Origin of the sequence: Haloarchaeobius amylolyticus (assembly GCF_026616195.1) — an archaeon.
In the GTDB taxonomy this organism is placed as follows: Archaea; Halobacteriota; Halobacteria; order Halobacteriales; family Natrialbaceae; genus Haloarchaeobius; species Haloarchaeobius amylolyticus.
Genome location: NZ_JANHDH010000001.1, coordinates 1,481,915 through 1,504,947, shown reverse-complemented (window position 1 = coordinate 1,504,947; position 23,033 = coordinate 1,481,915). Strand labels below are relative to the sequence as shown.

29 protein-coding genes and 1 tRNA gene are annotated in these 23,033 nt (G+C 68.5%); 11 read left to right on the top strand and 19 right to left on the bottom strand.

Annotation, left to right across the window (positions count from 1 at the left end):
* Positions 1-9: 9 nt before the first annotated feature.
* Positions 10-540 carry a DUF5813 family protein gene (locus NOV86_RS07755; protein WP_267640770.1) on the bottom strand — a complete coding sequence of 177 codons (531 nt, stop codon included), beginning with the start codon at positions 538-540 and terminating at the stop codon, positions 10-12.
* Between the two features lie 43 nt (positions 541-583).
* Positions 584-967, bottom strand: a complete 384-nt coding sequence (locus NOV86_RS07750) for a DUF7522 family protein (RefSeq protein WP_267640769.1) — start codon at positions 965-967, stop codon at positions 584-586.
* A gap of 271 nt (positions 968-1,238) precedes the next feature.
* On the opposite strand from NOV86_RS07750, the gene NOV86_RS07745 reads away from it, so the two are divergent.
* The 3 genes from NOV86_RS07745 to NOV86_RS07735 all read left to right on the top strand — a co-directional run bounded on the left by NOV86_RS07745 (position 1,239) and on the right by NOV86_RS07735 (position 2,546).
* A complete protein-coding gene (locus NOV86_RS07745) occupies positions 1,239-1,529 on the top strand; it encodes a winged helix-turn-helix domain-containing protein (protein WP_267640768.1) in 291 nt (96 codons plus the stop codon).
* Between the two features lie 53 nt (positions 1,530-1,582).
* Positions 1,583-1,885 (top strand): DUF8036 family membrane protein, encoded by a 303-nt coding sequence (locus NOV86_RS07740; protein ID WP_267640767.1) that lies wholly within the window; start codon positions 1,583-1,585, stop codon positions 1,883-1,885.
* A gap of 82 nt (positions 1,886-1,967) precedes the next feature.
* Positions 1,968-2,546, top strand: a complete 579-nt coding sequence (locus NOV86_RS07735; protein WP_267640766.1) for a COG4315 family predicted lipoprotein — start codon at positions 1,968-1,970, stop codon at positions 2,544-2,546.
* Between the two features lie 311 nt (positions 2,547-2,857).
* On the opposite strand, the gene NOV86_RS07730 is transcribed toward NOV86_RS07735, so the two are convergent.
* Positions 2,858-2,942 (bottom strand) — tRNA-Leu (locus NOV86_RS07730).
* 154 nt (positions 2,943-3,096) lie between these two features.
* On the opposite strand from NOV86_RS07730, the gene NOV86_RS07725 reads away from it, so the two are divergent.
* A complete protein-coding gene (locus NOV86_RS07725; protein WP_267640765.1) occupies positions 3,097-3,567 on the top strand; it encodes a COG4315 family predicted lipoprotein in 471 nt (156 codons plus the stop codon).
* Positions 3,568-3,598: 31 nt separating this feature from the next.
* Here NOV86_RS07725 and NOV86_RS07720 read toward each other — a convergent pair whose 3' ends face one another.
* Positions 3,599-3,940, bottom strand: coding sequence for a ferredoxin (locus tag NOV86_RS07720; protein WP_267640764.1), 342 nt, complete (start codon positions 3,938-3,940; stop codon positions 3,599-3,601).
* A 108-nt stretch (positions 3,941-4,048) separates the two neighbouring features.
* On the opposite strand from NOV86_RS07720, the gene NOV86_RS07715 reads away from it, so the two are divergent.
* Complete coding sequence (locus tag NOV86_RS07715) at positions 4,049-5,251, top strand: outer membrane protein assembly factor BamB family protein (RefSeq protein ID WP_267640763.1); 1,203 nt, start codon at positions 4,049-4,051, stop codon at positions 5,249-5,251.
* Position 5,252: 1 nt separating this feature from the next.
* On the opposite strand, the gene NOV86_RS07710 is transcribed toward NOV86_RS07715, so the two are convergent.
* The gene (locus NOV86_RS07710) at positions 5,253-5,762 is read right to left on the bottom strand and encodes a hypothetical protein (protein WP_267640762.1); all 510 of its coding nucleotides are present in this window, start codon (positions 5,760-5,762) and stop codon (positions 5,253-5,255) included.
* Positions 5,763-5,871: 109 nt separating this feature from the next.
* A complete protein-coding gene (locus NOV86_RS07705) occupies positions 5,872-6,390 on the bottom strand; it encodes a peptidylprolyl isomerase (RefSeq protein ID WP_267640761.1) in 519 nt (172 codons plus the stop codon).
* A gap of 78 nt (positions 6,391-6,468) precedes the next feature.
* Here NOV86_RS07705 and NOV86_RS07700 point away from each other — a divergent pair, with 78 nt between their 5' ends.
* Positions 6,469-6,990 (top strand): GNAT family N-acetyltransferase, encoded by a 522-nt coding sequence (locus NOV86_RS07700; protein WP_267640760.1) that lies wholly within the window; start codon positions 6,469-6,471, stop codon positions 6,988-6,990.
* A gap of 41 nt (positions 6,991-7,031) precedes the next feature.
* Positions 7,032-8,009 (top strand): succinylglutamate desuccinylase/aspartoacylase family protein, encoded by a 978-nt coding sequence (locus NOV86_RS07695; protein ID WP_267640759.1) that lies wholly within the window; start codon positions 7,032-7,034, stop codon positions 8,007-8,009.
* 1 nt (position 8,010) lies between these two features.
* Here NOV86_RS07695 and NOV86_RS07690 read toward each other — a convergent pair whose 3' ends face one another.
* From NOV86_RS07690 to NOV86_RS07680, 3 genes are all read right to left on the bottom strand, one after another.
* Positions 8,011-8,418 (bottom strand): cytidine/deoxycytidylate deaminase family protein, encoded by a 408-nt coding sequence (locus tag NOV86_RS07690; RefSeq protein ID WP_267640758.1) that lies wholly within the window; start codon positions 8,416-8,418, stop codon positions 8,011-8,013.
* 90 nt (positions 8,419-8,508) lie between these two features.
* Positions 8,509-9,573 carry an anthranilate phosphoribosyltransferase gene (locus NOV86_RS07685; protein WP_267640757.1) on the bottom strand — a complete coding sequence of 355 codons (1,065 nt, stop codon included), beginning with the start codon at positions 9,571-9,573 and terminating at the stop codon, positions 8,509-8,511.
* 45 nt (positions 9,574-9,618) lie between these two features.
* Positions 9,619-10,479, bottom strand: coding sequence for a winged helix-turn-helix domain-containing protein (locus NOV86_RS07680; RefSeq protein WP_267640756.1), 861 nt, complete (start codon positions 10,477-10,479; stop codon positions 9,619-9,621).
* Positions 10,480-10,572: 93 nt separating this feature from the next.
* Here NOV86_RS07680 and NOV86_RS07675 point away from each other — a divergent pair, with 93 nt between their 5' ends.
* Complete coding sequence (locus NOV86_RS07675) at positions 10,573-11,472, top strand: CPBP family intramembrane glutamic endopeptidase (RefSeq protein WP_267640755.1); 900 nt, start codon at positions 10,573-10,575, stop codon at positions 11,470-11,472.
* A gap of 6 nt (positions 11,473-11,478) precedes the next feature.
* On the opposite strand, the gene NOV86_RS07670 is transcribed toward NOV86_RS07675, so the two are convergent.
* The gene (locus NOV86_RS07670; RefSeq protein WP_267640754.1) at positions 11,479-12,303 is read right to left on the bottom strand and encodes a phosphosulfolactate synthase; all 825 of its coding nucleotides are present in this window, start codon (positions 12,301-12,303) and stop codon (positions 11,479-11,481) included.
* Between the two features lie 63 nt (positions 12,304-12,366).
* Positions 12,367-14,181, bottom strand: coding sequence for a S9 family peptidase (locus NOV86_RS07665; RefSeq protein ID WP_267640753.1), 1,815 nt, complete (start codon positions 14,179-14,181; stop codon positions 12,367-12,369).
* Between the two features lie 120 nt (positions 14,182-14,301).
* Between NOV86_RS07665 and NOV86_RS07660 the strand changes: the two genes are divergently transcribed.
* Complete coding sequence (locus NOV86_RS07660; protein WP_267640752.1) at positions 14,302-14,664, top strand: hypothetical protein; 363 nt, start codon at positions 14,302-14,304, stop codon at positions 14,662-14,664.
* Between the two features lie 122 nt (positions 14,665-14,786).
* The gene (locus NOV86_RS07655; RefSeq protein WP_267640751.1) at positions 14,787-15,332 is read left to right on the top strand and encodes a DsrE family protein; all 546 of its coding nucleotides are present in this window, start codon (positions 14,787-14,789) and stop codon (positions 15,330-15,332) included.
* Between the two features lie 34 nt (positions 15,333-15,366).
* Here NOV86_RS07655 and NOV86_RS07650 read toward each other — a convergent pair whose 3' ends face one another.
* Positions 15,367-16,719, bottom strand: coding sequence for an MmgE/PrpD family protein (locus NOV86_RS07650; protein ID WP_267640750.1), 1,353 nt, complete (start codon positions 16,717-16,719; stop codon positions 15,367-15,369).
* 93 nt (positions 16,720-16,812) lie between these two features.
* Positions 16,813-17,334 (bottom strand): Ig-like domain-containing protein, encoded by a 522-nt coding sequence (locus tag NOV86_RS07645; RefSeq protein ID WP_267640749.1) that lies wholly within the window; start codon positions 17,332-17,334, stop codon positions 16,813-16,815.
* A 121-nt stretch (positions 17,335-17,455) separates the two neighbouring features.
* On the opposite strand from NOV86_RS07645, the gene ahbB reads away from it, so the two are divergent.
* Positions 17,456-18,487 (top strand): siroheme decarboxylase subunit beta, encoded by a 1,032-nt coding sequence (gene ahbB / locus NOV86_RS07640; RefSeq protein ID WP_267640748.1) that lies wholly within the window; start codon positions 17,456-17,458, stop codon positions 18,485-18,487.
* Positions 18,488-18,492: 5 nt separating this feature from the next.
* Here ahbB and NOV86_RS07635 read toward each other — a convergent pair whose 3' ends face one another.
* The 6 genes from NOV86_RS07635 to NOV86_RS07610 form a co-directional block, all read right to left on the bottom strand.
* Positions 18,493-18,747, bottom strand: coding sequence for a DUF8006 family protein (locus NOV86_RS07635; protein ID WP_267640747.1), 255 nt, complete (start codon positions 18,745-18,747; stop codon positions 18,493-18,495).
* 49 nt (positions 18,748-18,796) lie between these two features.
* Positions 18,797-19,018: a DUF7996 family protein gene (locus tag NOV86_RS07630; RefSeq protein ID WP_267640746.1), complete on the bottom strand. Its 222-nt coding sequence runs from the start codon at positions 19,016-19,018 to the stop codon at positions 18,797-18,799.
* 233 nt (positions 19,019-19,251) lie between these two features.
* Positions 19,252-20,016: an ABC transporter ATP-binding protein gene (locus NOV86_RS07625; protein ID WP_267640745.1), complete on the bottom strand. Its 765-nt coding sequence runs from the start codon at positions 20,014-20,016 to the stop codon at positions 19,252-19,254.
* The gene (locus NOV86_RS07620; RefSeq protein WP_267640744.1) at positions 20,013-20,822 is read right to left on the bottom strand and encodes an ABC transporter ATP-binding protein; all 810 of its coding nucleotides are present in this window, start codon (positions 20,820-20,822) and stop codon (positions 20,013-20,015) included. Before NOV86_RS07620 ends, NOV86_RS07625 begins: the two co-directional genes overlap by 4 nt.
* Positions 20,819-21,958: a branched-chain amino acid ABC transporter permease gene (locus NOV86_RS07615; protein WP_267640743.1), complete on the bottom strand. Its 1,140-nt coding sequence runs from the start codon at positions 21,956-21,958 to the stop codon at positions 20,819-20,821. Before NOV86_RS07615 ends, NOV86_RS07620 begins: the two co-directional genes overlap by 4 nt.
* Positions 21,955-23,019, bottom strand: coding sequence for a branched-chain amino acid ABC transporter permease (locus NOV86_RS07610; protein WP_267640742.1), 1,065 nt, complete (start codon positions 23,017-23,019; stop codon positions 21,955-21,957). The genes NOV86_RS07615 and NOV86_RS07610 overlap by 4 nt, the downstream gene beginning before the upstream one ends.
* Between the last annotated feature and the right edge of the window lie 14 nt (positions 23,020-23,033).

Here is a 23,033-nt window from a genome sequence, read left to right as displayed (position 1 = left end):
CTTCGGAGATTACAGCGGTGGCCCGCCGCTCGACCCACCGCCGTTCGCTGCGTTCTCACCGTTCTGCACCGCCGCCTGCATCAGCTCCGCCGCCGGGCCGTGGTACTCGTAGCCCGGGACGATGCCCTGTGCGTAGGTCCCCTCGACGAACTCGACGAGTGCCTTCGCGTCCTCGACGCCCTGGCTGGCGTTCCAGGCGACGTAGGAGAGTTCGACGACGACCTCGTCGTCGGTGCGGGTGACTGTCGGCGGGTCGTGCGTGCTCGTGCTGGCGATGTCGAACGTGTCCTCGAGGCGGAGTTCGAGCGTCTCGAACCAGCCTTCCTCGACGACCTCGTGGACCGTCTCGCCGGTGACCGCGGCGTCGAGCGTCGGGACCCGGACGATGACGGTGAACTCGCCGTCGCGCTTTCCCTCGGCGCTGCTCGCGGTCACGTGTGCCTCGAACACGGTCGTGTCGAGTGTGTAGCCCGAATCGACCGCAGTGAAGGCGTCGTGCCGGGAGAGCTGGCGGTCGACGGGGTCGGGAATCTCGCTCATCTGGCGCGGGTAGGGCGCCAGCCGGGAAGGGCGTTGCGCTCTCTCAGTGCTCGTGGTCCTCGAGGACGCCCTTGGCCGCCATCGCCAGTTCGTCGAAGTTCGACAGGGTCAGGCCGTCGGTCGTGACGAAGACGCCGCCGCTGTCGGTGGTCATCCGGACGAGGAAGCCGTTCTCGAACTTCCGGATGGTGTACTCGTACTCGCCCAGCTCGGAGGTCTCGTACGCGGCCTGTGTCGTCTTGAACTCCCGCCACTCGTGACCCACGAACGTCGAGAGGTCGGCGTCGCGCTCTAAATCGCTGCGCAGGTAGAGCTGCTCGAAGTCGTCGCGGGTGAAGTACGTGATCGAGCGGAGGCTGTCACCGACCGTCGTTCGACACGCGCTCACCAGTCTGTCCTCCTCGCGCTCGGTCAGCAGGGTGGCCATGCTCTTACTCCTCCACCCATGCTCATAAGAGCGATGTTGTCTCGGAGGGTCCCGCCCCGCCCAGTATTTGTCGTGAACCGATATGTTTACCAACTATACCTGTAGAGAAAGTGAATGGTTCCTGCACACGCGGGAGCCACCGACCTGGACGACGTCTGTCATGACATCCGTTCGCGTCGGTTCCGGGCGACTACCGCGCTGCCATGCCCGGGTAGTCGCCTGTCGCGTACATCGCGTGGTTTTAACTCCGCTGTCCGGGTAGGTTCCGCGGATGGAAGGCGTCCTCTGGCACCTGCTGGCGAGTTCGCGGGGTGCCGAGACCCGCGTCCGTATACTCCGTGCCATCGAGGACCGCCCACGCAACGCCAACGAACTCGCGACCGCACTCGACCTCGACTACACCACTATCCGTCACCACACCGAGATACTGCTGGAGAACAACGTCCTCCGGCGGACCGACGACGACTACGCGGCGGTGTACCTGTTCACCGACCAGCTCCGGGCGAACTGGGACGTGGTCGAGGAGATACTCGCGGTCGTCGACACCGAGGAGGAGTCATGATTCCGGACGAATTTTGGACAGCACCTATATCGGCCGCGACGCAACTGCAGACGATGACCCTGTGGCTCGAGGCCGCCCGCATCGCCGCGGGGGCGAACGCCGTGCTCCTGCTCGCCCTCGGGTGGGTCTGGCTCGGGAACTACCGCCGCCACGGCGCCCGCCACACCCTCGGCTACCTCGTGTTCGCCGCGTTCCTCCTCGTCGAGAACGCGCTCTGGCTCTACTTCTACCTCCTCCACCCCGACTTCATCGGCTGGTTCCGGGCCGCGGGAACCGACGTGCAGGTCGGCGTGACCCTGCTCTGTGCCCTCGAACTGGTCGCGCTCGCGTTCATCGCCAACCTCACGCTGCGATAGCCCAAGAGACGCGGGCGATTCGGGACGAATTTTGGACGCAGTTCGGAAAACCACTTTTCCGTCACTGGTCCTTTCCCTGCGTATGGTTCGCACACGACGGTCCCTGCTCGCCGCGTCCGCCTCCGCACTGGCACTCGCCGGCTGCCTCGGCGACGACGCCGGTGCCGGCACCGACACGGACACGCAGACCGACACGCAGACCACGACCGATACCCAGACAGCCACCGACACCGGGACGTCGATGATGGGCCCGACCGTCCAGGTCCGCTCCCACCCGGACCTCGGCGACATCCTCGTCGGCCCCGAGGGTATGACCCTCTACATGTTCGACCAGGACAGCAAGGGCAGCGGCGAGAGCGCCTGCTCCGGCGGCTGTGCCAGCGCGTGGCCGCCCCTCACCGTCGACGGCGAGGCCACGGCCGGCGACGGCGTCTCCGCCAGCCTCTCGACGTTCGACCGCGGCGACGGCACGATGCAGGTCGCCGCCGCCGGCTGGCCGCTGTACTACTACGCCAACGACGGCTCCCCCGGCGACGCCACCGGCCAGGCCGTCAACGACGTGTGGTGGGTCCTGCGTCCCGACGGGACGCCGGTTCGCGGGGGCGGGACCGACACCACGACCGGCGGCGGTGAGGAGACGACGACGGACGGCTACTACTGAGGGCTGTTGCTTCTCGCGGTGGTTTTCTTGGTGGTTGCGTGTTCGTAGGTGTGTCTCTCGCTGGTGTCGCTCGAGACGACTCCCGGTTCACGCAGGCGGGCAGGATTCGAACCACGGTCGCAGCGAAGCTGCTCCCTGGTTCGAATCCTTTGCTCGCATATACGTCTCTCACTGGCGTTCGCGGCACCAGAATCCGCCTGCGGGGCAGGATTCGAACCACGGTCGGACGTGCTCGCTTCGCTGCGCGCGACCTCCCTGGTTCGAATCCTCCCGTGTCGCATACACGTCTCTCACTGGCGTTCGAGACGGTATGCGAGGGGCAGGATTCGAACCCGCGAACCTCTACAGGAGCGGATCTTAAGTCCGCCGCTTTTGGCCAGGCTCAGCCACCCTCGCGCAGTCAGTCGGTTGTCGACCCCGTATGAAATCGGTTTCGCTTACGAGCCGAGTGCCCTCACCCGCGTGAACTACCCAGTTCGATTCTCGATTCGAGACGACTGTCGGGCGCAGGCGAAAAAATCGCTTTCAGTGCCCATCGCCTAGCACTCGCATGACGTACACACGTCGGTCGGTACTGCTCGCGAGCGCTGCATCGCTCGGTGTCACCGGACTCGCCAGCGTCGCGGCCGCCAGGACGTCCCAGCTGGCGTCCGGCACCTCGACGCTCCAGACCGGGACCGTCGCGGGTATCGGCGAGCCGGTCCTCGTCGACGGTGACGGGATGACCCTCTACATGTTCGAGGCGGACACGCAGGGAAGCGGCGAGAGCGCCTGTACCGGCGGGTGTACGGATGCCTGGCCGCCGCTGACCGTCGCGGGCGAGGCCAGCGTCTCGGTGGCCTCGACGGTCACCGCCAGCGTCGCGACCATCGAACGCGCCGACGGCCAGACGCAGGTGACCGCCGAGGGGTGGCCGCTCTACCGCTTCGCTGGGGACGAGGAACCCGGTGACGCGAACGGGCAGGGTATCGACGATGCGTGGTGGGTCCTCTGTCGCTGCGGCAGACCCATCCGCACATAGGTGGGGCGCCACGCCCCGAGAACAGTCCTGTCTACCAGTCGACCGAGAGCGTCCCGTCCCCGTGGGGGTTCGGGGCGAGTTCCTCGTCGGTCCGCCGGTCGACGACGTGGATGATGCCCTCGCCCTTCTTCGCCGGGCAGGCCTCCGCGGCCCTGATGTTGTGTTCGAGGTCGTCCTCGCCGAAGAAGTACGTCTTCGGGCGCGCGAGGGCGGTCGAGATGTCCATCTCCCAGTTGCCCGAGACCTCGGCGCACTTGCCCGCGCCGAAGCACTTGTTGGCCTCGAAGATGATCTTGTAGGGTTTCTCCTCGACGGGCGGGGCGTTCGCCTCGCCGATCTCGCTGGGGGCGTGGGCGTCGTCGGCGTCGCTCATGCCCGATTGTTCGGGGAGCGAGTGACTTTCGTGTGTCGGTCTCGGGTCGTACCTGACTCCCCGCCTTCCCGGACAAGACTTATGCCGCGATTCTGATAACTATCTGGTATGTCCCCACGGCCCTCTCGCCGAGCCCTCCTCGGCAGTCTCGGCGCCTCCATCGCGGCACTCGCGGGCTGTACCGCCTCGCCCGACGACCCGCCCGCAGCCGGTGTCGACGCGATGCCGGACCCCGACGACCACATCTTCGGTGCGGACGGGGAGTGGGGGAGCTTCGGGAGCGACGCCAGCAACACCCGGCAGGTCAGCGACGGGAAGGCCCCCATCGACGGCGTCTCGGAGCAGTGGCGCGTCGAGGTCCCGCAGCTGTCCCGGCGGGTGGAACCGCTGGTCGCGAACGACACCGTCTACCACGTCCACGGCGATTCGCTGCACGCGCTCGAGGCGAGCGACGGGAGCCGTCGCTGGTCGCTCCCGGACGTCGGCGAACTCCCCCTCGTCTTCGGTGACACGGCGTACGTCCCACAGAGCGACCGCCTCGTGGCCGTCGATTCGGCGACCGGCGAGCGACACTGGGAGCGACCCATCGACGCGTGGGGCGGGGTCGGGACCCCGGCGACCTACGCCGGCGACCGGCTGTACGTGCCGGCCGGTGAGCGACTCTTCCAGCTCGACCCGGCGACGGGCGAGACGGAGTGGTCGCGGCGGCTGTTCGGGCGACTGTTCGGTCAGCCGGCGATACACAATGGCCACACCATCGCGGTCGTCACGGAGGCCCGCAAACTGTTCCTGCTCGGGCCCGACGGCGTCGGCCGCGGCGAGTGGACCTTCCCGGCCATGGTCCAGGCACCGCCCAGCACCGGTACCGACGGCATCTACTGCAACTTCCTCGACGGGAAGACACGGGGCATCCGGACCGGGTACACGCCACGCGGCGAGGTCGACTGGACGGTCGAGACCGGCTGGAACAACGGCGTGCTCGCGGTGGGGCAGTACCTCTACGCGGCCGGCACCAGGGGGCTGTCCGCCATCGACCCGAAGACGGGTGACCGGCGGTGGACCTACGACACCGGCGACTGGCGCCACACCGCACCCGTCCTCGCCCGTGACACCGTGTTCGTCGGCGGCGACAAACTGTACGCGCTGGACCCGACGCCGAACACGACCGCCTTCGGGGAGGACGGCCCGGCCACCCGGTGGGAGCGGTCGTTCCACGGTCGCGTCGGGCCCGGCCCGGTCATCGACGACGGCGTCATCTACGTCGTGGCCCAGACGGGCGAGCAGTCGTTCCACCTGTTGGCGCTGGCGTGACTCAGTAGGTCACCACGGCCGCCAGGATGCCGGCGGTCTGGCCGATGCCGACGAGTGCGAACCCGGGCAGGGCGGTGTCTATGCCGCCCGCCACGGCCGGCGCGAGGTAGAGTATCGCGCCGAGGAGGCTGAGCCCTGCCCCGGCGAGGTAGACCTGTGGCTGGCGGTCGACGTGCAGACCGGTGTAGACGTAGCCCGCGGCCGGGACGAGCATCCAGCCGACGACCGTCACGGCGGCCAGCGTCGTGTTCACGGGGTCGGCGAAGAGCGCGACCGTCCCGAGCAGGTTCAGGGCGGTCCCGACGACGAGGACCGTCTTCCAGGCGAGCAACACGCCCGCCTGCATGTCCTGCCACGACAGCACGGTGAACGCGACGAGCAGGACGTCCATGACGACCATCCCGACCCGGACGGTGTGGGTGCTGGCGGCCTCGAGGTGGGCGAATGTCGCGAACGTCCACGCGAGGGGGACGAGCAACGCGGGGCCGGTCTCTCGCAGGCGACGGAGCATACCCCGAACCTCGCGGCCCCGGAAGTAAACGCTACCCCCGACGAGTGCCGGCGGGGAGAGCGCTGTCGCTGGCGAGGCGGCGTCGAAAGAAGTGGTGGGTCGAAACTGCTTACTCGTCGTGGACGTCGACGGACTCGATGACGACGTCCTCCATCGGGCGGTCCTGTGCGTCGGTCGGCAGGGAGCCGATCTCCTCGACGACGTCCATGCCGTCGACGACCTTCCCGAAGACGGAGTGCTTGCCGTCGAGGTGCGGCGTGGCGTCGAGCGTGATGAAGAACTGCGAGCCGTTCGTGTTCGGGCCGGCGTTGGCCATCGAGAGGATGCCGGCGTCGTCGTGGTTCAGCTCGTCGTGGAACTCGTCGTCGAACTCGTAGCCGGGGCCGCCGCGGCCGGTCCCGGTCGGGTCGCCGCCCTGGATCATGAAGCCCTCGATGACGCGGTGGAAGACGACGTCCTCGTACAGCGGCTCGCCCTCGACCGTCTCCCCGGTCTCGGGGTCCGTCCAGGCCTTCTCGCCTGTGGCGAGGCCGACGAAGTTGTCGACGGTGCGCGGGGCGCGCTCGTCGTACAGTTCGACCTCGATGTCGCCGCGGTTCGTGTGGATGGTGGCAGTCAGGTCGCTCATGCTCTGACCGACGACCGCCCGGGGGAAAACGTTGTGGATTGTCGGCACGCTTACGCTCCAGTCGCCCCTCTCTAGCCCATGGTCGATACGACCTTTCTCCGGGGGGACCGGCTCGCGCTCCGGTCGGTCGAGCCCTCGGACCTCGACTTCCTGCGCCATCACCAGAACGACCCGGCCATGCGCGGCTCGCTGACGCGGTCGTTCCCACAGACCATCGCGGACGCCGAGTCCTTCCTCGACTCGGTGACGGTCCGCGAGAACCTCGCGTTCGTCGCGATACACGCGGGCGAGCGCGTCGGCTTCGTCGCCCTGTTCGACGTCGAGCACGTCCCCGGCCGGGCCCGCCTCGGCTACTGGGTCGTCCCCGAGCACCAGGGCGAGGGGTACGCGACCGAGATGGTCGACCTCGTCGTCGAGTACGCCTTCGACGAGTTGCGCCTGCACAAGGTGACCGCGGACACCCTCGCGGCCAACGAGGCGTCCCAGCGCGTCCTCGAGAAACTCGGGTTCGACCGCGAGGGCGTCCTCCGCGAGCACGAGTACATCGACGGCTCGTTCGTCGACAGCCACCTCTACGCCATCCTGCGGTCTGACGCGTAGTGCGTGGATTCAATAGCCAGCCGCCCGAACCACAGGAGCGAATGACCCGCTCGGCTCGCCATCGCAGAGAGCGCGTGACACTGGCCAGGCTCCCCTCCGGCGTCGAGGTCACGACCACGGTCCACAGCTACGAGGGCCCGGCGGAAGGGCCGACGGTGTACGTCCAGGCCGCCCAGCACGGCCGCGAGATCAACGGGACCGAGGTGTGTCGCCGGCTCCACGACGAGTTGCCGACGACGGAGCTCCGCGGGCGCGTCGTCGTGGTCCCCGTCGCGAACCCGCTCACCTTCGACCGCATCTCCTACACCACGCCCGAGGTGCTGGACTCGGTGAACCCGAACATGAACCGCGTCTGGCCGGGGACCCCGACCGGGAGCGTCCACCAGCGCATGGCGGCGGCGCTCTGGGAGTACGCGGGCGAGGCCGATGCCATCGTCGACCTGCACACCGGCAGCCCGGACATGCAGACCCACACCGTCTTCATGGAGGGCGACCCCGCCTCGCGCGACCTCGCGGAGGTGTTCGGGACCGACCTGCTGCTCGCCGAGCAGGCCGGCGACGGTGCCCCGGAGTCGTGGCATCGACGCGGATTCGACGGGAAACTGCGGGTGGTCGCGGCCCGCGAGGACATCCCCGCCATCACGCCCGAACTCGCCCACAACAAGCAGATCGTCGAGGACGCCGTCAGGACCGGGGTCCGGGGCGTCCTGAACGTGCTCCGGTCGCTCGACGTGCTCGACGGACAGGTGATCCCGACGGGCGAGCCACGCGTGGCTCGCAACCATCTCGGCCGGGTGGACGCGAAAGAGTCGGGGTTGTTCCGGCCGGCCGAGGGGCTCGCCCTCGGCCAGACCATCGCCGAGGGCGACCACCTCGGCGTCGTCTACGACCCGACGACCTACGAGGTCCTCCAGCGCGCCGAGTCGACTCGCGACGGCATCCTCTACGCGATAACGCGAGAGGCGACGGTGAAAGGTGGCGACCGGCTCGCGAGCGTGGCCGTGCCCCTCGAGGAGTGAGTCAGCGACCGGGCAGCAGTTCCGTGATGCTCGCCTTCCGCACGTCCCCGTCGTCCATGACGATGACGTCGAGTTCCACGTCGTAGTCGTACAGCAGTTCCCGGCAGACGCCACAGGCCGGTGTCACGGCCGGGTCGTTCTCCGGGTCGCCGTCGGGGTAGTACACGGCCACGGAACAGTCGAAGCGGGTGTGGCCGTCCCGGAGCGCGTTCGCGAGGTTCACCGGCTCGGCGTGGACGCTGGCGTTCCCGATGCGCGAGTTCACGTTGATGGCGGTGTAGACCTCGCCGGATTCGGTCCGGAGCGCGGCGGCGACGTCGTGTCGCTCTGGGTGGAAGTGTTCGTCGAGACAGGTCTCTGCCTCGCGGATGAGGTCGTAATCTGCAGCGTAAAGTGACCGAGAGTCCATGCGGTTGCTTCGCCCGAGGTGAGGAAAAGGTTACTGGAAAGATGGGGAGGAATCCTTGCCCAGTAAAGGTGTCCTCCGTGTCAGCTGTTCTCAGAACTCGCGGAGGTCTTCGAGCACCGCGGCCGCGTCGCCCGATTCGATGACCTCGCGGGCCGCTTCGAGCCCCTCGTCGAGGTCGGCCACGTCGTCGCGGGCGTACATCCGGAACGCAGCGTTCAGGGCGATGGCGTCGGCGAACTGGTCGTCGCGCTCGCCGTCGAGCACCTCCTCGGTGATGGTCGCGGACTCTTCGGCGACGTTCTCGACCTGCAGGTCCTCGCCCTCGAAGTCCATGCCGAAGTTCGCGGTCTCGATCTCGTAGTCGGAGAGTTCCTCCCCGTCCCATTCGGCCACCTTCGTGTAGCCGGGGCGGATGTCGTCGTAGCCCTCCATCCCCTGGAACATGACGACCTTGTCCACGTCGCTCTCGCGGCTCTCTGCGAAGGTGTCACACACCTTCTTCGCGAACGCGAGGTGATAGAACGAGCCGAGGTGGACCGACGCGTTCGCCGGGTTCGCGAGCGTCTCGATGGTGTTGACGAACGAGCGCACGCCGAGTTTGTCGCGTTGCTCCCAGAGGGCGTGGACCTTCGGGTTGAACTCGGGCTGGTAGTAGAAGCCGAAGCCGGTCTCGTCGACCATGTCGGCGGACTCCTCGACCGAGAGCTCGGTGCGGACGCCGAGTTCGTCGAGCACGTGCTTGTAGGCGTCCTGCTTCTGGGTGGGGACGCGGTCGCCGGAGTGGGCGACGACCGGCGTGCCGGCGGCCGCGGCGACGACGCCCGCGCCGACGCCGAAGATGGCCGAGCGCCCCTTGCCGTCGTAGTTCGCGCCGCAGTCGACGGGGTCGCAGTCGGGTTCGGCCGTGACGACGCTCTCCTCGCGCATCACGTCGGTGTAGGCGCCGAGCTCCTCCGGGTTGTTGCGCTTCCAGCGGTTCGCCAGCCAGAACCCGCCGAGCGTGAGGTCGTCGGGTTCGCCGCCGAGGATGCGCTGGAACGCCTCCCGGGCCTGCTCGCGTGTCAGGTCCTCTGCGGACTTCGGACCGGAGCCACACACTTCCGTCATCAGCCGTTTCAGCGGCCACTCGCCGTACTCCTGGGTCGTCTTCGACATGGGCATGCGTTGGGACGGTCCGGCCAAAAGTCGCCCGGTCCGTTCTCAGGAATCTGGAGTCGGGACGTGGTCGACCCCCTCGGCGGTCACCCGCACCCGGACCGACTCCTCGCCGAACCGGACCACGACCGTCGAAGAGGGTGGGTCCGTGCCGGAAGCCACGGTCTCCGCGTTGCCCAGTGCGGTCAGCAGTTCCGAGAACCCGGCCCGCGGGTTCGCACCGTGGCGCGCACAGAACGCCGCGGCAGCCGGTTCGACCAGGGCGGCGGCCGGCGCCGACAGCCGGAACAGCACGCCACAGGAGCGACAGTTGCCGGCGTAGGCGTGACTCGCCCACCCGGTGTCGGCGTCCGTCTCCGTGAGGGCGAGCGACACGGGGCCGTCACAGAAGGTGCAGACGCCAGAGAGCGCCGCCTCGGCGTCCTGCAGCAGGCCCAGGGCGGCCACGTCGAGCAGGTCCGAGAGGTCCCGGTCGGTCGTGGCCGCGGGCGGCAGGAAGTTCTGTGGCACGACGTGCCCGTCGGGGCACGACACCGTCAGGATGCAGTCCTCGTAGGTCGCGGTCATCCCCTGTCCGCAGATGGGGCAGTCGGCGTCGAGTTCCGCCGGGCCGATGGTGTCGTGGGGGGCGTACGTTCCGGCCGCAAGCCGGCCGTAGGCGACCATCCCGAGGTACGTGAGCCGGTAGCCGTCCTCGGTCGACTCGACGAACCGGTCGCGCAACCGCTTGAGGTGGTAGTTGAAGTTCCCAGCGTCCCGGCGGCCGACGCGCTTTCGCAACTCGGCGAAGGGCAGCGCCCGTGAATCGGGGTGCTCGCGCTGGTGCTCCGCGAGTTCGCGCAGGATGGCGAACCGGGTGTCCTCGCCGAGCAGGTCGAGGCCGGCGGTCGGGTCGTGGTCGGACATCGCCTCGGGACACACGTCACACCGAACTGTCTTATTCGTTATAGTATCGCGGTACTGGAATCGCCTTTGTGACTGGCAGCCGTGGCTCCTCTCATGGCCTCCCTGAATGGCATCCTCCGGAACGACGCGGGGACGGTGCGGGCGGGCTGGCGACTCCTCCTCGGGCTGGTCGTCGGCCTCCCCGCCGTCCTCGTCCTGTCCACACTCGCGAACCGTGCGCTCACCCTGCCGTGGTCCGCGACCGCGGCGAACGCGGCTGCGACGGTCGCAGCCCTCGGCGTGGTCGTCGGCCTCAGCCGGCTCGACGGCCGGTCCCTCACCGACTACGGCCTCGGCTTCGAACCGGGCTGGCGCGGCGACCTCCTCGTCGGCGTCGCGGTCGGCGGCCTCATCCAGGTGGTCGCCTTCGCCGTCCTGCTCGCGGCCGGCTGGGCCAGCATCACCGGCTGGTTCGTCGCCGGCACCGGCGGGCTGCTCCAGGCCTTCGTGGCCTTCGCGCTCGCGTTCTGCCTCGTCGGCGTCTGGGAGGAGACGTACTTCCGCGGGTTCCTGCTGACGACCCTCGCCGAGGCCCTCCCCGGCTCCGACCGGACCGCGGTCTGGGCCGCCACGCTCCTCAGTGGCACCTTCTTCGGCCTCCTCCACCTCTCGCAGTCGGGCCTCGGCCTCTCCATCCTGTTCTGGGTGGAACTCGGCGTCGTCCTCGGCGCGCTGTACGTCCTCACCGGCCGGCTCGCGCTCGCCATCGGCTTCCACGCCGGCGTCGACGTGCTGACGAACCTCGGCATCGGTCGCTACGGCGAGACGCCGGCCTCGGTGGTCGTCGCCGCCGACGTGACCGGCCCCGCCTGGGCCACGGGCATCGCGGGCGCGGTGAACGTCGTGGTCACGACCCTCGGCGCGGCCGTCGTGCTGTGGTGGGCCATTCGACGCGAAGAGGACGAGTGGGGGATAGGGCGGCCGGAGCCGACCGCCGACGCGACCGCGGACTGAGGGCGCTCACCCCTCCCGCTGGTAGCTCGCGGTCCGCCCCCACGAACTCTTCTTGCCCCACAGGCCCGAGCGCATGCACTCCAGCTCCACTATCTGTGAGTTGTCGACGAACAGGTTCACGTTCGGGCCGAAGTTCTTGATGTACCACTCGAACACCGGCGGGTCGGCGGCCTCGAACACGCAGTGCTCGATGCCGACCTCGTTGGCGATCTCGAAGGCCACGTCGGTCCGCCACTCCCGCACCCGTTCGGTGATGCCCTCCGACTCGACCATTATCTTGTACGCGCCGGCGTCGAGGTGGCGCTCGGCCTCCCGGATGGCGCTCGCCGGGTCGATGGCCGCCTCGGATTCCAGCTCCTCGACGCTGGAGGCGCCACCGGCGCCGAACTGGACGTTTATCTCGGGTTTCGGTTTCAGGCCATGGTCGGCGACCGTCTCGGTCAACGCGACGAGGTCGTCGGTGTCGATGGCGAGGAAGCCCGAGGATATCTCGACGATGTCGAAGCCGAGGTTCCCCGCTTCTTCGATGTAGCGGTCGACGAGGTCGTTGTCCCGGACGAGGACGTTCTCGACGAACCCCCCGGTCGAGACCATGACGTCGAACTCGTGGCAGGTGTCGATGAGGTCTCTGACCGCCTCCTCGGGCATCAGGGCGAACGACCCGCCCGAGAACTTGTAGATGTCCACGTACTCACCCATCGTCTCGAGGATGTCCCGCAACTCGCGGGGCCCCATCGGGTCGTAGTACGGGCCGCGGATCTCGGTGATGCCGCGGTCGCGTGGCTTCTCGGGTCGGTCGTTGACGTGCAGGAAGTCGAAGGCGCGAGCCATGCAGGGACTTCGCCCGCGAGGCTGTTAGCCGAGTGGCTTGGTAACACAAGCCACGACAGGCGCTCAGAGTCGTTCGTCGAGGAACGCCCCGAGCAGCTCGAAGGTGCGTATCTTCTGCTCCTGGTCGCCCGAGCCGTGGCCCTCCTCGTCGAGTTCGTTGTACTCGAACTCCTCGCCGGCGGTCCAGCCGCGTTCGTCCTCCAGCGCCTCCCTGAACAGCCGGGACTGCGAGATGGGACAGCGCGGGTCGTTCACCCCGTGGATGATGCACAGGGGCGCCTCGGCGTGTTCGACGTGTTCGACCGGGGAGCGGTCCCGCCAGAGGTCGTGGTTCTCCTCGGGGTCGCCCATCTGCTGCTGGAGGATGGTCTTGAAGTGGGGCATGTCCTCCTCGTAGAGGGCGTGCAGGTCGGTGATGCCGACCCGGGCCACGACGGTGTCCCAGAGGTCCGGGTACTGCACGAGCTGCGAGTACGCCGAGTAGCCGCCGTAGGACGCGCCGGCGACCGCGATGCGGTCCGCGTCGACGCCCTCGCGGGCCGCGAGCCAGCGCCCGGCCGCCGCGATGTCGGCCTGTTCCATCCCGCCCCAGTCGCCACGGACGGCCAGTTTGAACTCGCGCCCGCGGCCGGTGGAGCCGCGGTAGTTCGGCCGGAAGACGGTGTAGCCCTGCGTCGCGAGGAACTGGACGACGACGTTGAACCGGCGCATCGACTGCCAGTGCGGCCCGCCGTGGACGTCCACGATGGCGGGGGCTGGCTCGTCGCCGTCGCGGTCGGGTTCGTACAGCAGCCCGCCGATCTCGAGGCCGTCCTCGGACTCGTAGGTGTGGTACGTCGCCTCGACGAAGGTGTCCGGGTCGAGGTCGCCGTAGGCGGCCGGGTGGACCGTCTCGGCGGTGTCGGTCGCGAGGTCGTACCGGACCACCTCGGGGCGGGCCGCGGCGGTCTGGTGCGTGAGGACCAGTTCGTCGTCGTCCACGAAGGGGTCACAGAGGCTCATGAGCGCCCCGGGGCGGGTGACGCCGAGCGGGAGGTCGAACTCGCGGCTCTCTCCCTCGGCGAGGTCGTAGACGACCGGGACGATGGCGGCGTCGCGCTTCCGTATCGCGACGACCCGGGTCCCGTCGGGGGTGAACGCGACCGCGTGCTCGGGACGGTCGCCCGCGGAGAGCCACCTGACCGAGTCGTCGTCGAGGGCGAAGACGCCGACGCGGCTCTTCCCGGTCGCGTCGTCCTCCACCAGTACGCGGTCGCCCTCGGGGTGCCAGTCCTCGACCATGGTCTCCGAATCCACGTCACCGAGGTCGAGCTGCCGGGCGTCGCCGCCGTCACGGGCCGAGACGACGGCCTCGTACCCGTCGAGGCTCTCGTCGCTGACCTGGTAGGCCGCGAGACGGTCGCCGTCGGGCGAGACCGACGCCCCGAACACCGGGCGCTCCCGGTCGGTCACCTGCTCGGTCTCGCCGGTCTCGCCGCGGTACCAGTGCAGGTTCATCTGGCCGCTGGCGGTCGACGTGAACAGCAGGTCGTCCCCGTAGGTGTCGAGCAGTCGGTTCTGCCCGTCGAGGGTGACCAGCGTCTCGTGGGTCCCCTCGCGGTCGGCCGCACAGAGGTCGTACTGCTCGTCGCCGCCCTCGTCGCGGTGGTAGTAGACGCGCTCGCCGTCGGGCGACCAGAGCAGTGGGAGCGCGGCGCTCCGGGGCAGTTCCCCGTCGCTGATCTGTGTCACCTCGTCGGTGGCGAGGTCGCGCAGGTAGAGTTCGTTCCGCCCCGTCTCGTCCCAGATGAACGCGAGTGCGTCGCCACTCGGCGAGGGCGTCGGCTGGGAGACCGTCGGCAGGCGGGCGATGGCTTCGAGGAGGTCCGAGTCGGTCATGTGCTAGCAGTCGAGGCCCGCGCCACAAATTTCTACGGGGTGACACGAACGCCCCGCCGCTCGCGGCAACCTAACCGTCTGTGCCAAGCCGTTACCCGTCTGGCGCCCCTCGTCCCGGGTATGACCGACAGAGAACTCGGCGAGGCAGTCATCGTGTACGACGACCCCGACGGCGAGACCGTCGAGAAGACGGTCGCGAACGAGCACATCGCGTACTTCCAGGACCACTGGATACTGAAGACCGGCGAGGAGGAGGACCGCGACCTCGTGCGACGCATCCCCATCCAGCGCGTCCACTACGTCGAGCGGTCGGTCGAGCAGTTCGAGCGCGAGGTCAGCACGCTCCGCGACCAGGTCCAGTCGGTCGCGGACGACCTGCGCTCGAAGCTCCTCGGCGGTGAGGGCACGGGCAGTCGCGACAGTCGCGACGACGAACCCGTCCACATCGACGTGAGCGAGGGCGACGGCGACGACCGGCGCTGACCACCCAGCAGACACCTCGTTCTCGCGCGCGACGCTTATCGACCGCCTAGGTGCGGGTCAGTCCCGCATCTCCCGGCTTAGCAGGCGCGTAGCAAGGGGTCCCGGGGTCCAAGCCGGTCGTGATGGGTTCGAACCGAACGCGCCGCCAGCTCCTCGGTGTCGTCGGCACGGGTGCGACCCTCCTGCTCGCCGGCTGTACCGACGCCGGACTGGTCGGGACCGAGCCGCCGACAGGCACCCGGACCGCGACGGGGACCGACGCGGCGACCGAGACGCCCACCGAGACCACCGAGGAGACCACCGCCGAACCCGAGGAACCAGCCATGAGTACCGTCTTCCACTTCTCGAAACCCCCCGAAGAACAGCGCCACGCCGTCGCGAACGTCGCCAACCTGCTCGCCGACGACACGACGCCCGTCGACCAGACCGTCCTCGTCGCCAACGGCAAGGGCATCTACCTGCTCACCGAGACCGACTCGCAGTACCCCGAGAAGGTCCGCGAGCTCGCCGAGCAGGGCGTCTCCTTCCGCGCCTGCCAGAACTCGATGGCGGCCCTCGACGTGGCCGAGTCCGACCTGCTCGACGTGGTCGAGACCGTCCCCGCGGGCGTCGGCGAGCTCACGAAGCTCCAGGCCCGCGAGGGCTTCGCGTACATCGAGACGCCGTAGCCCGAGAGTCGTGCGCCGCCGTCCTGCTCTCCAGCTACTTCAGCAGCGCCACCAGGTCGTCCACGTCGTGTCGTTCGAGTTGCAGGACCGTCTCGACGAGCTTCTCGCGGTGGTCCTCGTCGTACCGCCCGCGGGTGTTCTCGTGGAACTTCGCCTCGACGTGCTCCCAGTCCATCGGGTCGCTGGGGTGGCCCTGGAAGGCCGCCTTCTCCACCTCGTAGGTGGTGCCGTCCTTGAGCGTGACGTGGATGAGGGCGGGCATCTCGCCGCCCTCGAAGCGCCGCGTCAGCTCGTCGTCCTCGCTGACCTCGACCGTCCGGAGCAGCGTCTGCACGTCCTCGCGGGCGATGCGCTCGGGCTCGTAGGCGTCGATGCCGAGTTCGCGGTCGGCCAGCGCGGCCGCCAGCATGTACGGCAGCGAGTGGTCGGCCTGGGCCTTCGTCTCGACCTCGTAGCGGCTGCCCTCGCCGCCGCCGATGATGAGCTTCGCGCCCGCGAAGGTATCGAGGTGGATGCGCTCGACGTCCGCGGGGTCGATGTCCTCGGACTCGGCGAGCTGGACGATGCCCTCGACGGCGGACTGGGCGTAGGTCTCGGCGACGTAGCGCTTGGTCATGGTGTCGAAGACGCGCTCGCAGGCCGGGTCGAGGTCGACCGTGAAGTCGCCCGAGACGACCTGCTGCCAGCCCTTCTGGCCCTCGAAGAGGTTCGTCGGGCCGTCCATCCCGTGCCGGGCGAGTCTGACCGAGTAGACCGCGTTCCGGGCGGCGTTCGCGCTCGCGACGCCCTTCCACTCGTTGATGCCGCCGGTGCGGGTCACCCGGAGGGCGTTGTGGGCCGTGCCGGCGATGCCGATGGCGTTGGCCAGCTGGTCGGCGTCGAGCCCGTAGGCCTTCCCGGCGGCACACGCCGCCGAGACGACCGTGTGGGTGACGTGGTCCCAGCCGCGGTCCCGGACCGGGGCGTTCCACGCCAGTTCGCCCTGCACCTCGTAGGCGACCCCGATGGCTTCGAGCAGGTCCTCGCCGGAGCGGTTCGCGTCCTCGCAGCAGGCGATGGCCGCGGCGATGTTGTCGCTCGGGTGGGGCGTCTCCCCGGGCGCTAGGAACGAGTCCATGAAGTCGAGGTAGCGCACCAGAGTCGTGTTGTGCATCGCGGCCTCGTCGGGCGTCGCCCGCGAGTGATGGCCCCAGAGCCGACAGGGGCCGTCGGTGCCGTACTCGGTGACGGTGCTGTAGACGGTGTCGGTCGTCTCGGCGTCGAGAGCGGCGACGGCGATGCCGAGCGAGTCGAGCACGCGTTTCTTCAACTCGTCGACCACGTCGTCGGGCAGGGCGTCGTAGCTGACGCGCGGGACGAACTCGGCGAACGTCTGTGTTTCGACCATGCTAGAAAATGTAACGCACACTGGCAAAGGACCGACCCACGAGTGCTCAAGCCGAACGTCGTCTCCGTCGTCGAACCAGCCGTGAGCGCCGCTTCACGCGATGCTGTACCCGAAGTCGACGCCCTCGTCGTCGACCGCCACCGAGAGCCGACCGCCGGCAGGGCGCTCCTGCAGGTCCCAGGTGTACGAGCCGCTGGCACCGGAGTCCGTGCGCACCGCGACCCGGTACACCCCGGTCGCACGGTGGCCGAACAGGTCGATGTACCGGTGTTTCCCCGGACGGAGCTCGAAGGTCTCGTCGAACGGTACCTCCTCCGAGGATTCGGCCGACACGCGGACCTCGATGCGCCGGGTTTCCGCCGTCCCGTTCGCCACCCACAGGTCGACCGGGTCGTCGCCGGTACCCACGTCGGTCGGGTACGTCTGGTCGAAGGTGGGCGTGCCGGTCTCGGTCGCCGGCCCAGGGGGCGTGGTCGTGTCGGCTCCGGTCGCCGGCCCGGTCGAGGTGGGCCTCCCGCCTCCCGAGCCGGCGAGACACCCGGCCGACGCCAGTGCGAGTCCGCTCGCCAGTGTCCGCGTCACGAACCGCCGACGGTGCAGGTCGGTGGAGGGCATCGGTTCGGTCGTCTCAGCCCGCCGGGTTCTACCTGCTCCCTGAGGCGTCAGGCCGGCCGAGCGGGCCGCGTGCCTGTCTGGCTTCGAAACACCTACCCTCTCGAACTCCCTAGCGCCGACGATGAACACGCAGTCGGGCGACTGGCGAGCGAGTCTCGACGACGTGGACGCTCGCCTCATCGACGAGTACCAGTCGAACTTCCCGGTCCAGGCGGACCCCTTCGAGGCCGTGGGCGAGGACCTCGGGGTCGGCGCGGCCGAGGCCTTCGAACGCGTGACGCGACTCCGCGAGGAGGGCGTCTTCCGGCGGTTCGGCGCCGTGCTGAACCCGCCCGTCATCGGCTCCTCGACATTGGCCGCGGTGCAGGCCCCTGAGGACCGCTTCGACGAGGTCGCCGAGGTCATCAACGGCTACCGGCAGGTGAACCACAACTACCGCCGCGAGCACGAGTGGAACATGTGGTTCGTCGTGACCGCCGGGTCGCGCGAGACCCGCGACCGCATCCTGCGCGAGATCGAGGACCGGACCGGCTGTGCGGTCCTGACCCTCCCGATGCTCACCGACTACTACATCGACCTCGAGTTCCCGGTCGTGAACTCCGACCGGTTCGCCCGCGAGAGTCTGGAGTCGACCGAGGTCTCGGCGACCCGCATCTCCGAGAACGCGACGGGCGACCTCTCGCCCTTCGAGGCCGACCTGTTGCTCGCCATCCAGGACGGCTTCCCGCTCTCGCAGACGCCCTACCGCGACCTCGCGGCCGACCTCGACGCCGAGGTCGACGACGTACTCGCGGCCATCGAGCGCCTCAAGGAGAACGGCTGCATCAAGCGCATCGGCTGCATCGTCAACCACGTCGTCACCGGTTTCTCGAACAACTGCATGGTCGTCTGGAACGTGCCCGACGACGAACTCGACGACCGCGGGATGGCGGTCGGCGAGCTCCCCTACGTGACGCTGTGTTACCACCGGCCGCGCCGCCCCGAGCAGGACTGGCAGTACAACCTGTTCACGATGATACACGGGCGCGAGGCCGAGGCGGTCGACGAGAAGGTGGACGAGCTGGCGAGCGAGTACCTGCCGTTCGAGCACGAACGGCTCTACTCGACGGAGACGTTGAAACAGACGGGAGCGCAGTACGACGAGCTCGTCTAGCGGTTCTACCGGGAGCTGACCAGTACCATCGGGCCGAGGATGAGCAGGCCGAGGCCGAGGAACGTGAACTCGACCGGTGCCATACTCGCGGGCGTCAGCACGAAGATGGCACCGAACAGGACGATGTTGATGCCGATAACCTTGGCCGACTTGAGCGGGAGCGCCGCGACGATGGAGAGAATGAACGCTGCCAGGAGCGCCTGCCCGACGTTGTACTGGAGCAAGAAGTTGTCGATGATCTGGAGTGGGAGCGCGGTCATCCTTGGTAGGAACTCCCCACGAAGCGGCCTTAATGCTAACGAATCGTGCCTACTCCGGCCCGGTGAGATCGAGGGGGCGGATGAACCGGAACCAGAACGCGAGTGCGACGCCGCCGAAACCACAGGCCCAGGCGACCGTCCCCAGGAACGAGTAGCCGGCCGCGGTCAGCATGTACTTCAGGATACCGGGGAAGATGACGCCGGAGGCGACCATCAGCCCGGCGAGCACCGTCTCGTCGCGGTCGGTGGCGGTCGTCGATTGTTCTCCCATACACGACCCTACGGCTGGGCAGGCGTGAAACTCACGGTTCGCGGTGCGAAGGGGATGGACGCACTGGGTCACCATGGAGCGTGTGCTGTGCGTCCACACATGTCTACCACGCAGAGCAGTAAAAGTGTCACTGGGAACGTGACAGGCGTACAATACTGCTCGGTCGGACACGACGGGTGGACAGAAAGAGTGTGGAACCGGGTGATGGGATGACGGGAAGCGGGCCGCGCGGGTCAGACCCCGAGGTAGCGCTGGCGGAGCTCCTCGTCCTCGCGCAGCGCCTCGGTCGTCACCTCCTCGACGATGTGGCCCTCGTCCAGGATGTAGTGGCGGTCCGCGACCGCCATCGCCATCCCGACGTTCTGTTCGACGAAGAGGACGGTGATGCCCTCCTCCTCGTTGATGCGCTGGATGATGTCCTCGATGCGCCGGACGATGTAGGGTGCGAGCCCCTCCGACGGTTCGTCGAGCAGCATCATCTGTGGGTTCGACGCGAGCGCCCGGGCGATGGCGAGCATCTGCTGTTCGCCCCCGCTCATGTTCCGGGCGTGTTTCGTCCGCATGTCGTCCAGCTCCGGGAAGGAGTCCAGTATCTCCTCGCGGCCGCGCGGGTTCGGCGCGTGGTTGATGGCCATCTGGATGTTCTCCTCGACGCTGAGCGCCGGGAAGCACCGGCGGTCCTCCGGCACGAGGCTGACGCCGGTCGCGGCCACCTCGTAGGGGGCCTTCCCGACGAGGTCCTCGCCGGCGAACCGGATGGACCCCGACCGGACCTCGGGCACCTCGGTCCCGATGACCGACCGCATCGTGGTGGTCTTCCCGGCGCCGTTCCGGCCGAGCAGCGAGACGCGTTCGCCGTCGTACACCTCCATGTCGACGCCGAAGAGGACCTGGCCGGTCTCGTAGCCGGCCTCCAGCGAGTCGATGCTGAGCAGTGGGTCCTCGCCGGGCCGGCGCTCGGTCGCGTCGATGGGGTCGGCGGGCGTGTCCGCGCTCATAGTTCCTCCCGGACGCCGCCGAGGTAGGCGTCCTGGACGGCCTGGTTCGCCTGGATCTCCGCGGGCGTCCCGGTCGCGAGTTCCTCGCCGCGGTTCAACACGGTGACCCTGTCGCTGATGGAGAGGACGACGTCCATGTCGTGCTCGATGAGCAGCATCGTCAGGTCGAACTCCTCGTGGACGTTCCGGATGAGTTCGGCCGTCTCGGTCGTCGCGCTCGGGCTCATGCCCGAGGTCGGCTCGTCCAGTAGCAACACGTCGGGGTCGGTCGCCAGCGCCATCGCCATGCCGAGCAGGCGCTGGTCGCCGTGGCTCAGGTTCTTCGCCTTGGTCTCGGCGACGTGGTCGAGGCCGAGCCGGCGCAACAGCGAGACGGCCCGCCTCCGACCGACCGACTGCCCGCGGCCGAGCAGGTCGAGGCTGAACTCGCCCGCCTCGGCCGTCTGGACGACGATGCGGACGTTCTCCAGCACGGTCGCGTCCGTGAACAGCTGGTTCGACTGGAACGACCGGGCCATGCCGACGTGGGCGCGGCGGTGCTCCGGGAGGCCCGTGATGTCCTCACCGTAGAGTTCCACCGACCCGCTGGTGGGTTCGAGCACGCCCATGACCTGGTTGAAGAAGGTCGTCTTCCCGGCCCCGTTCGGGCCGATGATGGCGCGCAACTCGCCCTCGGGGATGGCCAGCGAGACGTCCTCGTTGGCGTACAGCTCCCCGAACGCCTTCGTCAGCGCTTCGGTCCGCAGGGCGATGGTCTCGGGCGATTCGGCGGTCGCGTCGGTCGTGGAATCGGATTCTGTGCTCATTCGGTGTCACCTCCGGTGAGCCGGCTCGCGAGACGGCCGCCCGCGCCCTTCAGGCCACCCCACAGCCCCTCGCGGGGCGAGGAGAGGATGATGAGCACGAACAGCAGGCCGAGCAGGAACTTCCAGTGCTCCATGTACGGTTCGACGTTCACGCTGACGAGCGCGAACTCCGAGAGGGGGAGGTGGAGCAACTCGAAGTCGGTCAGGTAGTCCTCGCTCCCCAGCCAGACGAACACGCCGGCGAACGGCCCGGCGAAGTAGTTCATCCCGCCGAGGACCGACATCAGGACGGCGTCGCCGGAGGTCGTCCAGTGGAACGTCTCCAGCACCGCGCCCTGGTCGTTGATCTCGAGCAGCGAGCCCGCCAGCGAGGCGAACAGCGCCGAGATGGTGAACGCGTACACCTTGTACCGGGTCGTGTCGATGCCCATGGCGCGGGCGAGTTCCTCGTTCTCGCGGACCGCCCGGAGCGTCCGGCCGAACGGCGAACGAAGCAGCTGCCACAGCGCGATGGTCGCCACGAGGAAGAACGCCGAGACGAGGACGTACCAGTCGAAGTCGGGCAGGCCGACGAACGAGACGAACTTGTCGCCCCGGTCGGTGAGGATCCACGCCGGCAGCGTGTTGCTCGAGATGCCGTCCGAGCCCTCGGTGAGCCCGCCCGGGTTCTGGTTGACGACGTAGTAGAACGCCTCCCCGAACGCGATGGTGAGCATCGCGAAGTATATCTCGCCCTTCTCGGCGATGACCGTCCCGATGCCGAAGGCGACGGCACCGGTCGCGGCCAGCCCGATGGCGGTCCCGAGGAACCACGGGAGGCCGAACTTCGAGAGGCCGATGGCCGCCGAGTACATCCCGATGCCGAGGAACATGGCGTGCCCGAACGAGAGCACGCCGGTGAACCCGAGCAGCAGGTTGAACCCGGCGACGAAGATCATCCAGATGAGGATGGTCGTCGCGATGTTGTCGTAGCCGAGCACCCACTCGTGGGCGACGACGGGCCGGAGGACGAACACCAGCGCGACGAGCGCGAGCGGGACGCGGAACTCCCAGAGGAGGTCCTTGCCGGTCATCTCGCCGAGGCCCGTGCCGTAGCCCTCGCCGTCGCCGGCGAGGTCGGGGGTGTCGTCGCTCATTCGAGGAACCCCTCCGTGCCGAACAGGCCGCGGGGTCTGGCGAGCAACACGACGATCATCACGAGGAACGGGACGAGCCCGCCGATGGACGGGATGACGAGCCACTCGGGCCCGAGCCCGGCCGCCCCGACGAGCGGGTGGGTCACCTCACTCAGTCCCTTGAGGACGGGCTTGGTGAGGTAGATGGCCCAGCCGATGAGCAGCCCGGCGACGACGCTCCCGAAGATGGAGCCGACGCCGCCCACCACCACGACGATGAACGTCATGATGATGAACGAGATGCCCATGTCGGGCTGGAGGCCGACCTCCGCGCCCCGCAGCACGCCCCCGAGGCCGGCGATGCCGGCGCCGAGGACGAACGTCGCGGTGAAGCGGATGGGCAGGTTCGCGCCGAGGATCTCGGTCATCTCGGCGTCCTGCACGCCGGCCCGGACGGTCAGTCCGAAGTCGGTGTTCGTCACGAGGTAGTAGACGAACGCGATGGCGACCGCCGAGACCGCCACCGTGAACAGCCGGAACGTGCTGACGCTCGTGACGCCGAGGTTGGTGGTCGTCGACAGCCACGCCGGGATGTCGAACGACAGGGGGGTCGAGCCCCACTGGTAGCGGATCCACTCCTGCAGCATCAGCGTCAGCCCGAACGTCGCCAGCAGGCCGACGATGGGTTCCTGCCCGTAGAGTCGGCGAAGCGCGAGCAGCTCGATGGCCGCCCCGACGAGGCCGACCAGCAGTGGGGCGATGACCAGCGCCGCGAAGAACGGGAGGTTCATCATGGCGACGAGCTGGTAGGCGAGGTAGGCCCCGAGCATGAACAGCGCCCCGTGGGCGAAGTTCACGACGTTCATCAGCCCGAGGATGAGCGACAGCCCCAGCGCGATGAGGATGAGGATCATCCCGTAGACGAGGCCGCTGATGGCCTGGTCGACGAACAGGCCGGGGTTGGTCACGAACGCGATTCCGAGGAGGACCGCCAGCACGGCCGCTGTCGCGGCGAGCCGGGGCGAGGCGGCTGCCTCCTCCCTGAGGCGTTCGACGGCACCTGATTGTGGTGTTTCGGTCATTCCTGCGTACTCGT

Excerpts from the sequence above, each read along its gene's own strand:
- NOV86_RS07650 (WP_267640750.1), bottom strand. The coding sequence starts at position 16,719 with ATGGTCGAAACACAGACGTTCGCCGAGTTCGTCCCGCGCGTCAGCTAC.
- NOV86_RS07725 (WP_267640765.1), top strand. The coding sequence starts at position 3,097 with ATGACGTACACACGTCGGTCGGTACTGCTCGCGAGCGCTGCATCGCTC.
- NOV86_RS07625 (WP_267640745.1), bottom strand. The coding sequence starts at position 20,016 with ATGAGCGCGGACACGCCCGCCGACCCCATCGACGCGACCGAGCGCCGG.
- NOV86_RS07705 (WP_267640761.1), bottom strand. The coding sequence starts at position 6,390 with ATGAGCGACCTGACTGCCACCATCCACACGAACCGCGGCGACATCGAG.
- NOV86_RS07660 (WP_267640752.1), top strand. The coding sequence starts at position 14,302 with ATGACCGACAGAGAACTCGGCGAGGCAGTCATCGTGTACGACGACCCC.
- NOV86_RS07745 (WP_267640768.1), top strand. The coding sequence starts at position 1,239 with ATGGAAGGCGTCCTCTGGCACCTGCTGGCGAGTTCGCGGGGTGCCGAG.
- NOV86_RS07665 (WP_267640753.1), bottom strand. The coding sequence starts at position 14,181 with ATGACCGACTCGGACCTCCTCGAAGCCATCGCCCGCCTGCCGACGGTC.
- NOV86_RS07655 (WP_267640751.1), top strand. The coding sequence starts at position 14,787 with ATGGGTTCGAACCGAACGCGCCGCCAGCTCCTCGGTGTCGTCGGCACG.
- NOV86_RS07680 (WP_267640756.1), bottom strand. The coding sequence starts at position 10,479 with ATGTCCGACCACGACCCGACCGCCGGCCTCGACCTGCTCGGCGAGGAC.
- NOV86_RS07635 (WP_267640747.1), bottom strand. The coding sequence starts at position 18,747 with ATGACCGCGCTCCCACTCCAGATCATCGACAACTTCTTGCTCCAGTAC.
- NOV86_RS07700 (WP_267640760.1), top strand. The coding sequence starts at position 6,469 with ATGGTCGATACGACCTTTCTCCGGGGGGACCGGCTCGCGCTCCGGTCG.
- NOV86_RS07620 (WP_267640744.1), bottom strand. The coding sequence starts at position 20,822 with ATGAGCACAGAATCCGATTCCACGACCGACGCGACCGCCGAATCGCCC.
- NOV86_RS07695 (WP_267640759.1), top strand. The coding sequence starts at position 7,032 with ATGACCCGCTCGGCTCGCCATCGCAGAGAGCGCGTGACACTGGCCAGG.
- NOV86_RS07630 (WP_267640746.1), bottom strand. The coding sequence starts at position 19,018 with ATGGGAGAACAATCGACGACCGCCACCGACCGCGACGAGACGGTGCTC.
- NOV86_RS07750 (WP_267640769.1), bottom strand. The coding sequence starts at position 967 with ATGGCCACCCTGCTGACCGAGCGCGAGGAGGACAGACTGGTGAGCGCG.
- NOV86_RS07740 (WP_267640767.1), top strand. The coding sequence starts at position 1,583 with ATGACCCTGTGGCTCGAGGCCGCCCGCATCGCCGCGGGGGCGAACGCC.
- NOV86_RS07610 (WP_267640742.1), bottom strand. The coding sequence starts at position 23,019 with ATGACCGAAACACCACAATCAGGTGCCGTCGAACGCCTCAGGGAGGAG.
- NOV86_RS07710 (WP_267640762.1), bottom strand. The coding sequence starts at position 5,762 with ATGCTCCGTCGCCTGCGAGAGACCGGCCCCGCGTTGCTCGTCCCCCTC.
- NOV86_RS07615 (WP_267640743.1), bottom strand. The coding sequence starts at position 21,958 with ATGAGCGACGACACCCCCGACCTCGCCGGCGACGGCGAGGGCTACGGC.
- NOV86_RS07670 (WP_267640754.1), bottom strand. The coding sequence starts at position 12,303 with ATGGCTCGCGCCTTCGACTTCCTGCACGTCAACGACCGACCCGAGAAG.
- NOV86_RS07685 (WP_267640757.1), bottom strand. The coding sequence starts at position 9,573 with ATGTCGAAGACGACCCAGGAGTACGGCGAGTGGCCGCTGAAACGGCTG.
- NOV86_RS07690 (WP_267640758.1), bottom strand. The coding sequence starts at position 8,418 with ATGGACTCTCGGTCACTTTACGCTGCAGATTACGACCTCATCCGCGAG.
- NOV86_RS07735 (WP_267640766.1), top strand. The coding sequence starts at position 1,968 with ATGGTTCGCACACGACGGTCCCTGCTCGCCGCGTCCGCCTCCGCACTG.
- NOV86_RS07715 (WP_267640763.1), top strand. The coding sequence starts at position 4,049 with ATGTCCCCACGGCCCTCTCGCCGAGCCCTCCTCGGCAGTCTCGGCGCC.
- NOV86_RS07675 (WP_267640755.1), top strand. The coding sequence starts at position 10,573 with ATGGCCTCCCTGAATGGCATCCTCCGGAACGACGCGGGGACGGTGCGG.
- NOV86_RS07720 (WP_267640764.1), bottom strand. The coding sequence starts at position 3,940 with ATGAGCGACGCCGACGACGCCCACGCCCCCAGCGAGATCGGCGAGGCG.
- NOV86_RS07645 (WP_267640749.1), bottom strand. The coding sequence starts at position 17,334 with ATGCCCTCCACCGACCTGCACCGTCGGCGGTTCGTGACGCGGACACTG.
- ahbB (WP_267640748.1), top strand. The coding sequence starts at position 17,456 with ATGAACACGCAGTCGGGCGACTGGCGAGCGAGTCTCGACGACGTGGAC.
- NOV86_RS07755 (WP_267640770.1), bottom strand. The coding sequence starts at position 540 with ATGAGCGAGATTCCCGACCCCGTCGACCGCCAGCTCTCCCGGCACGAC.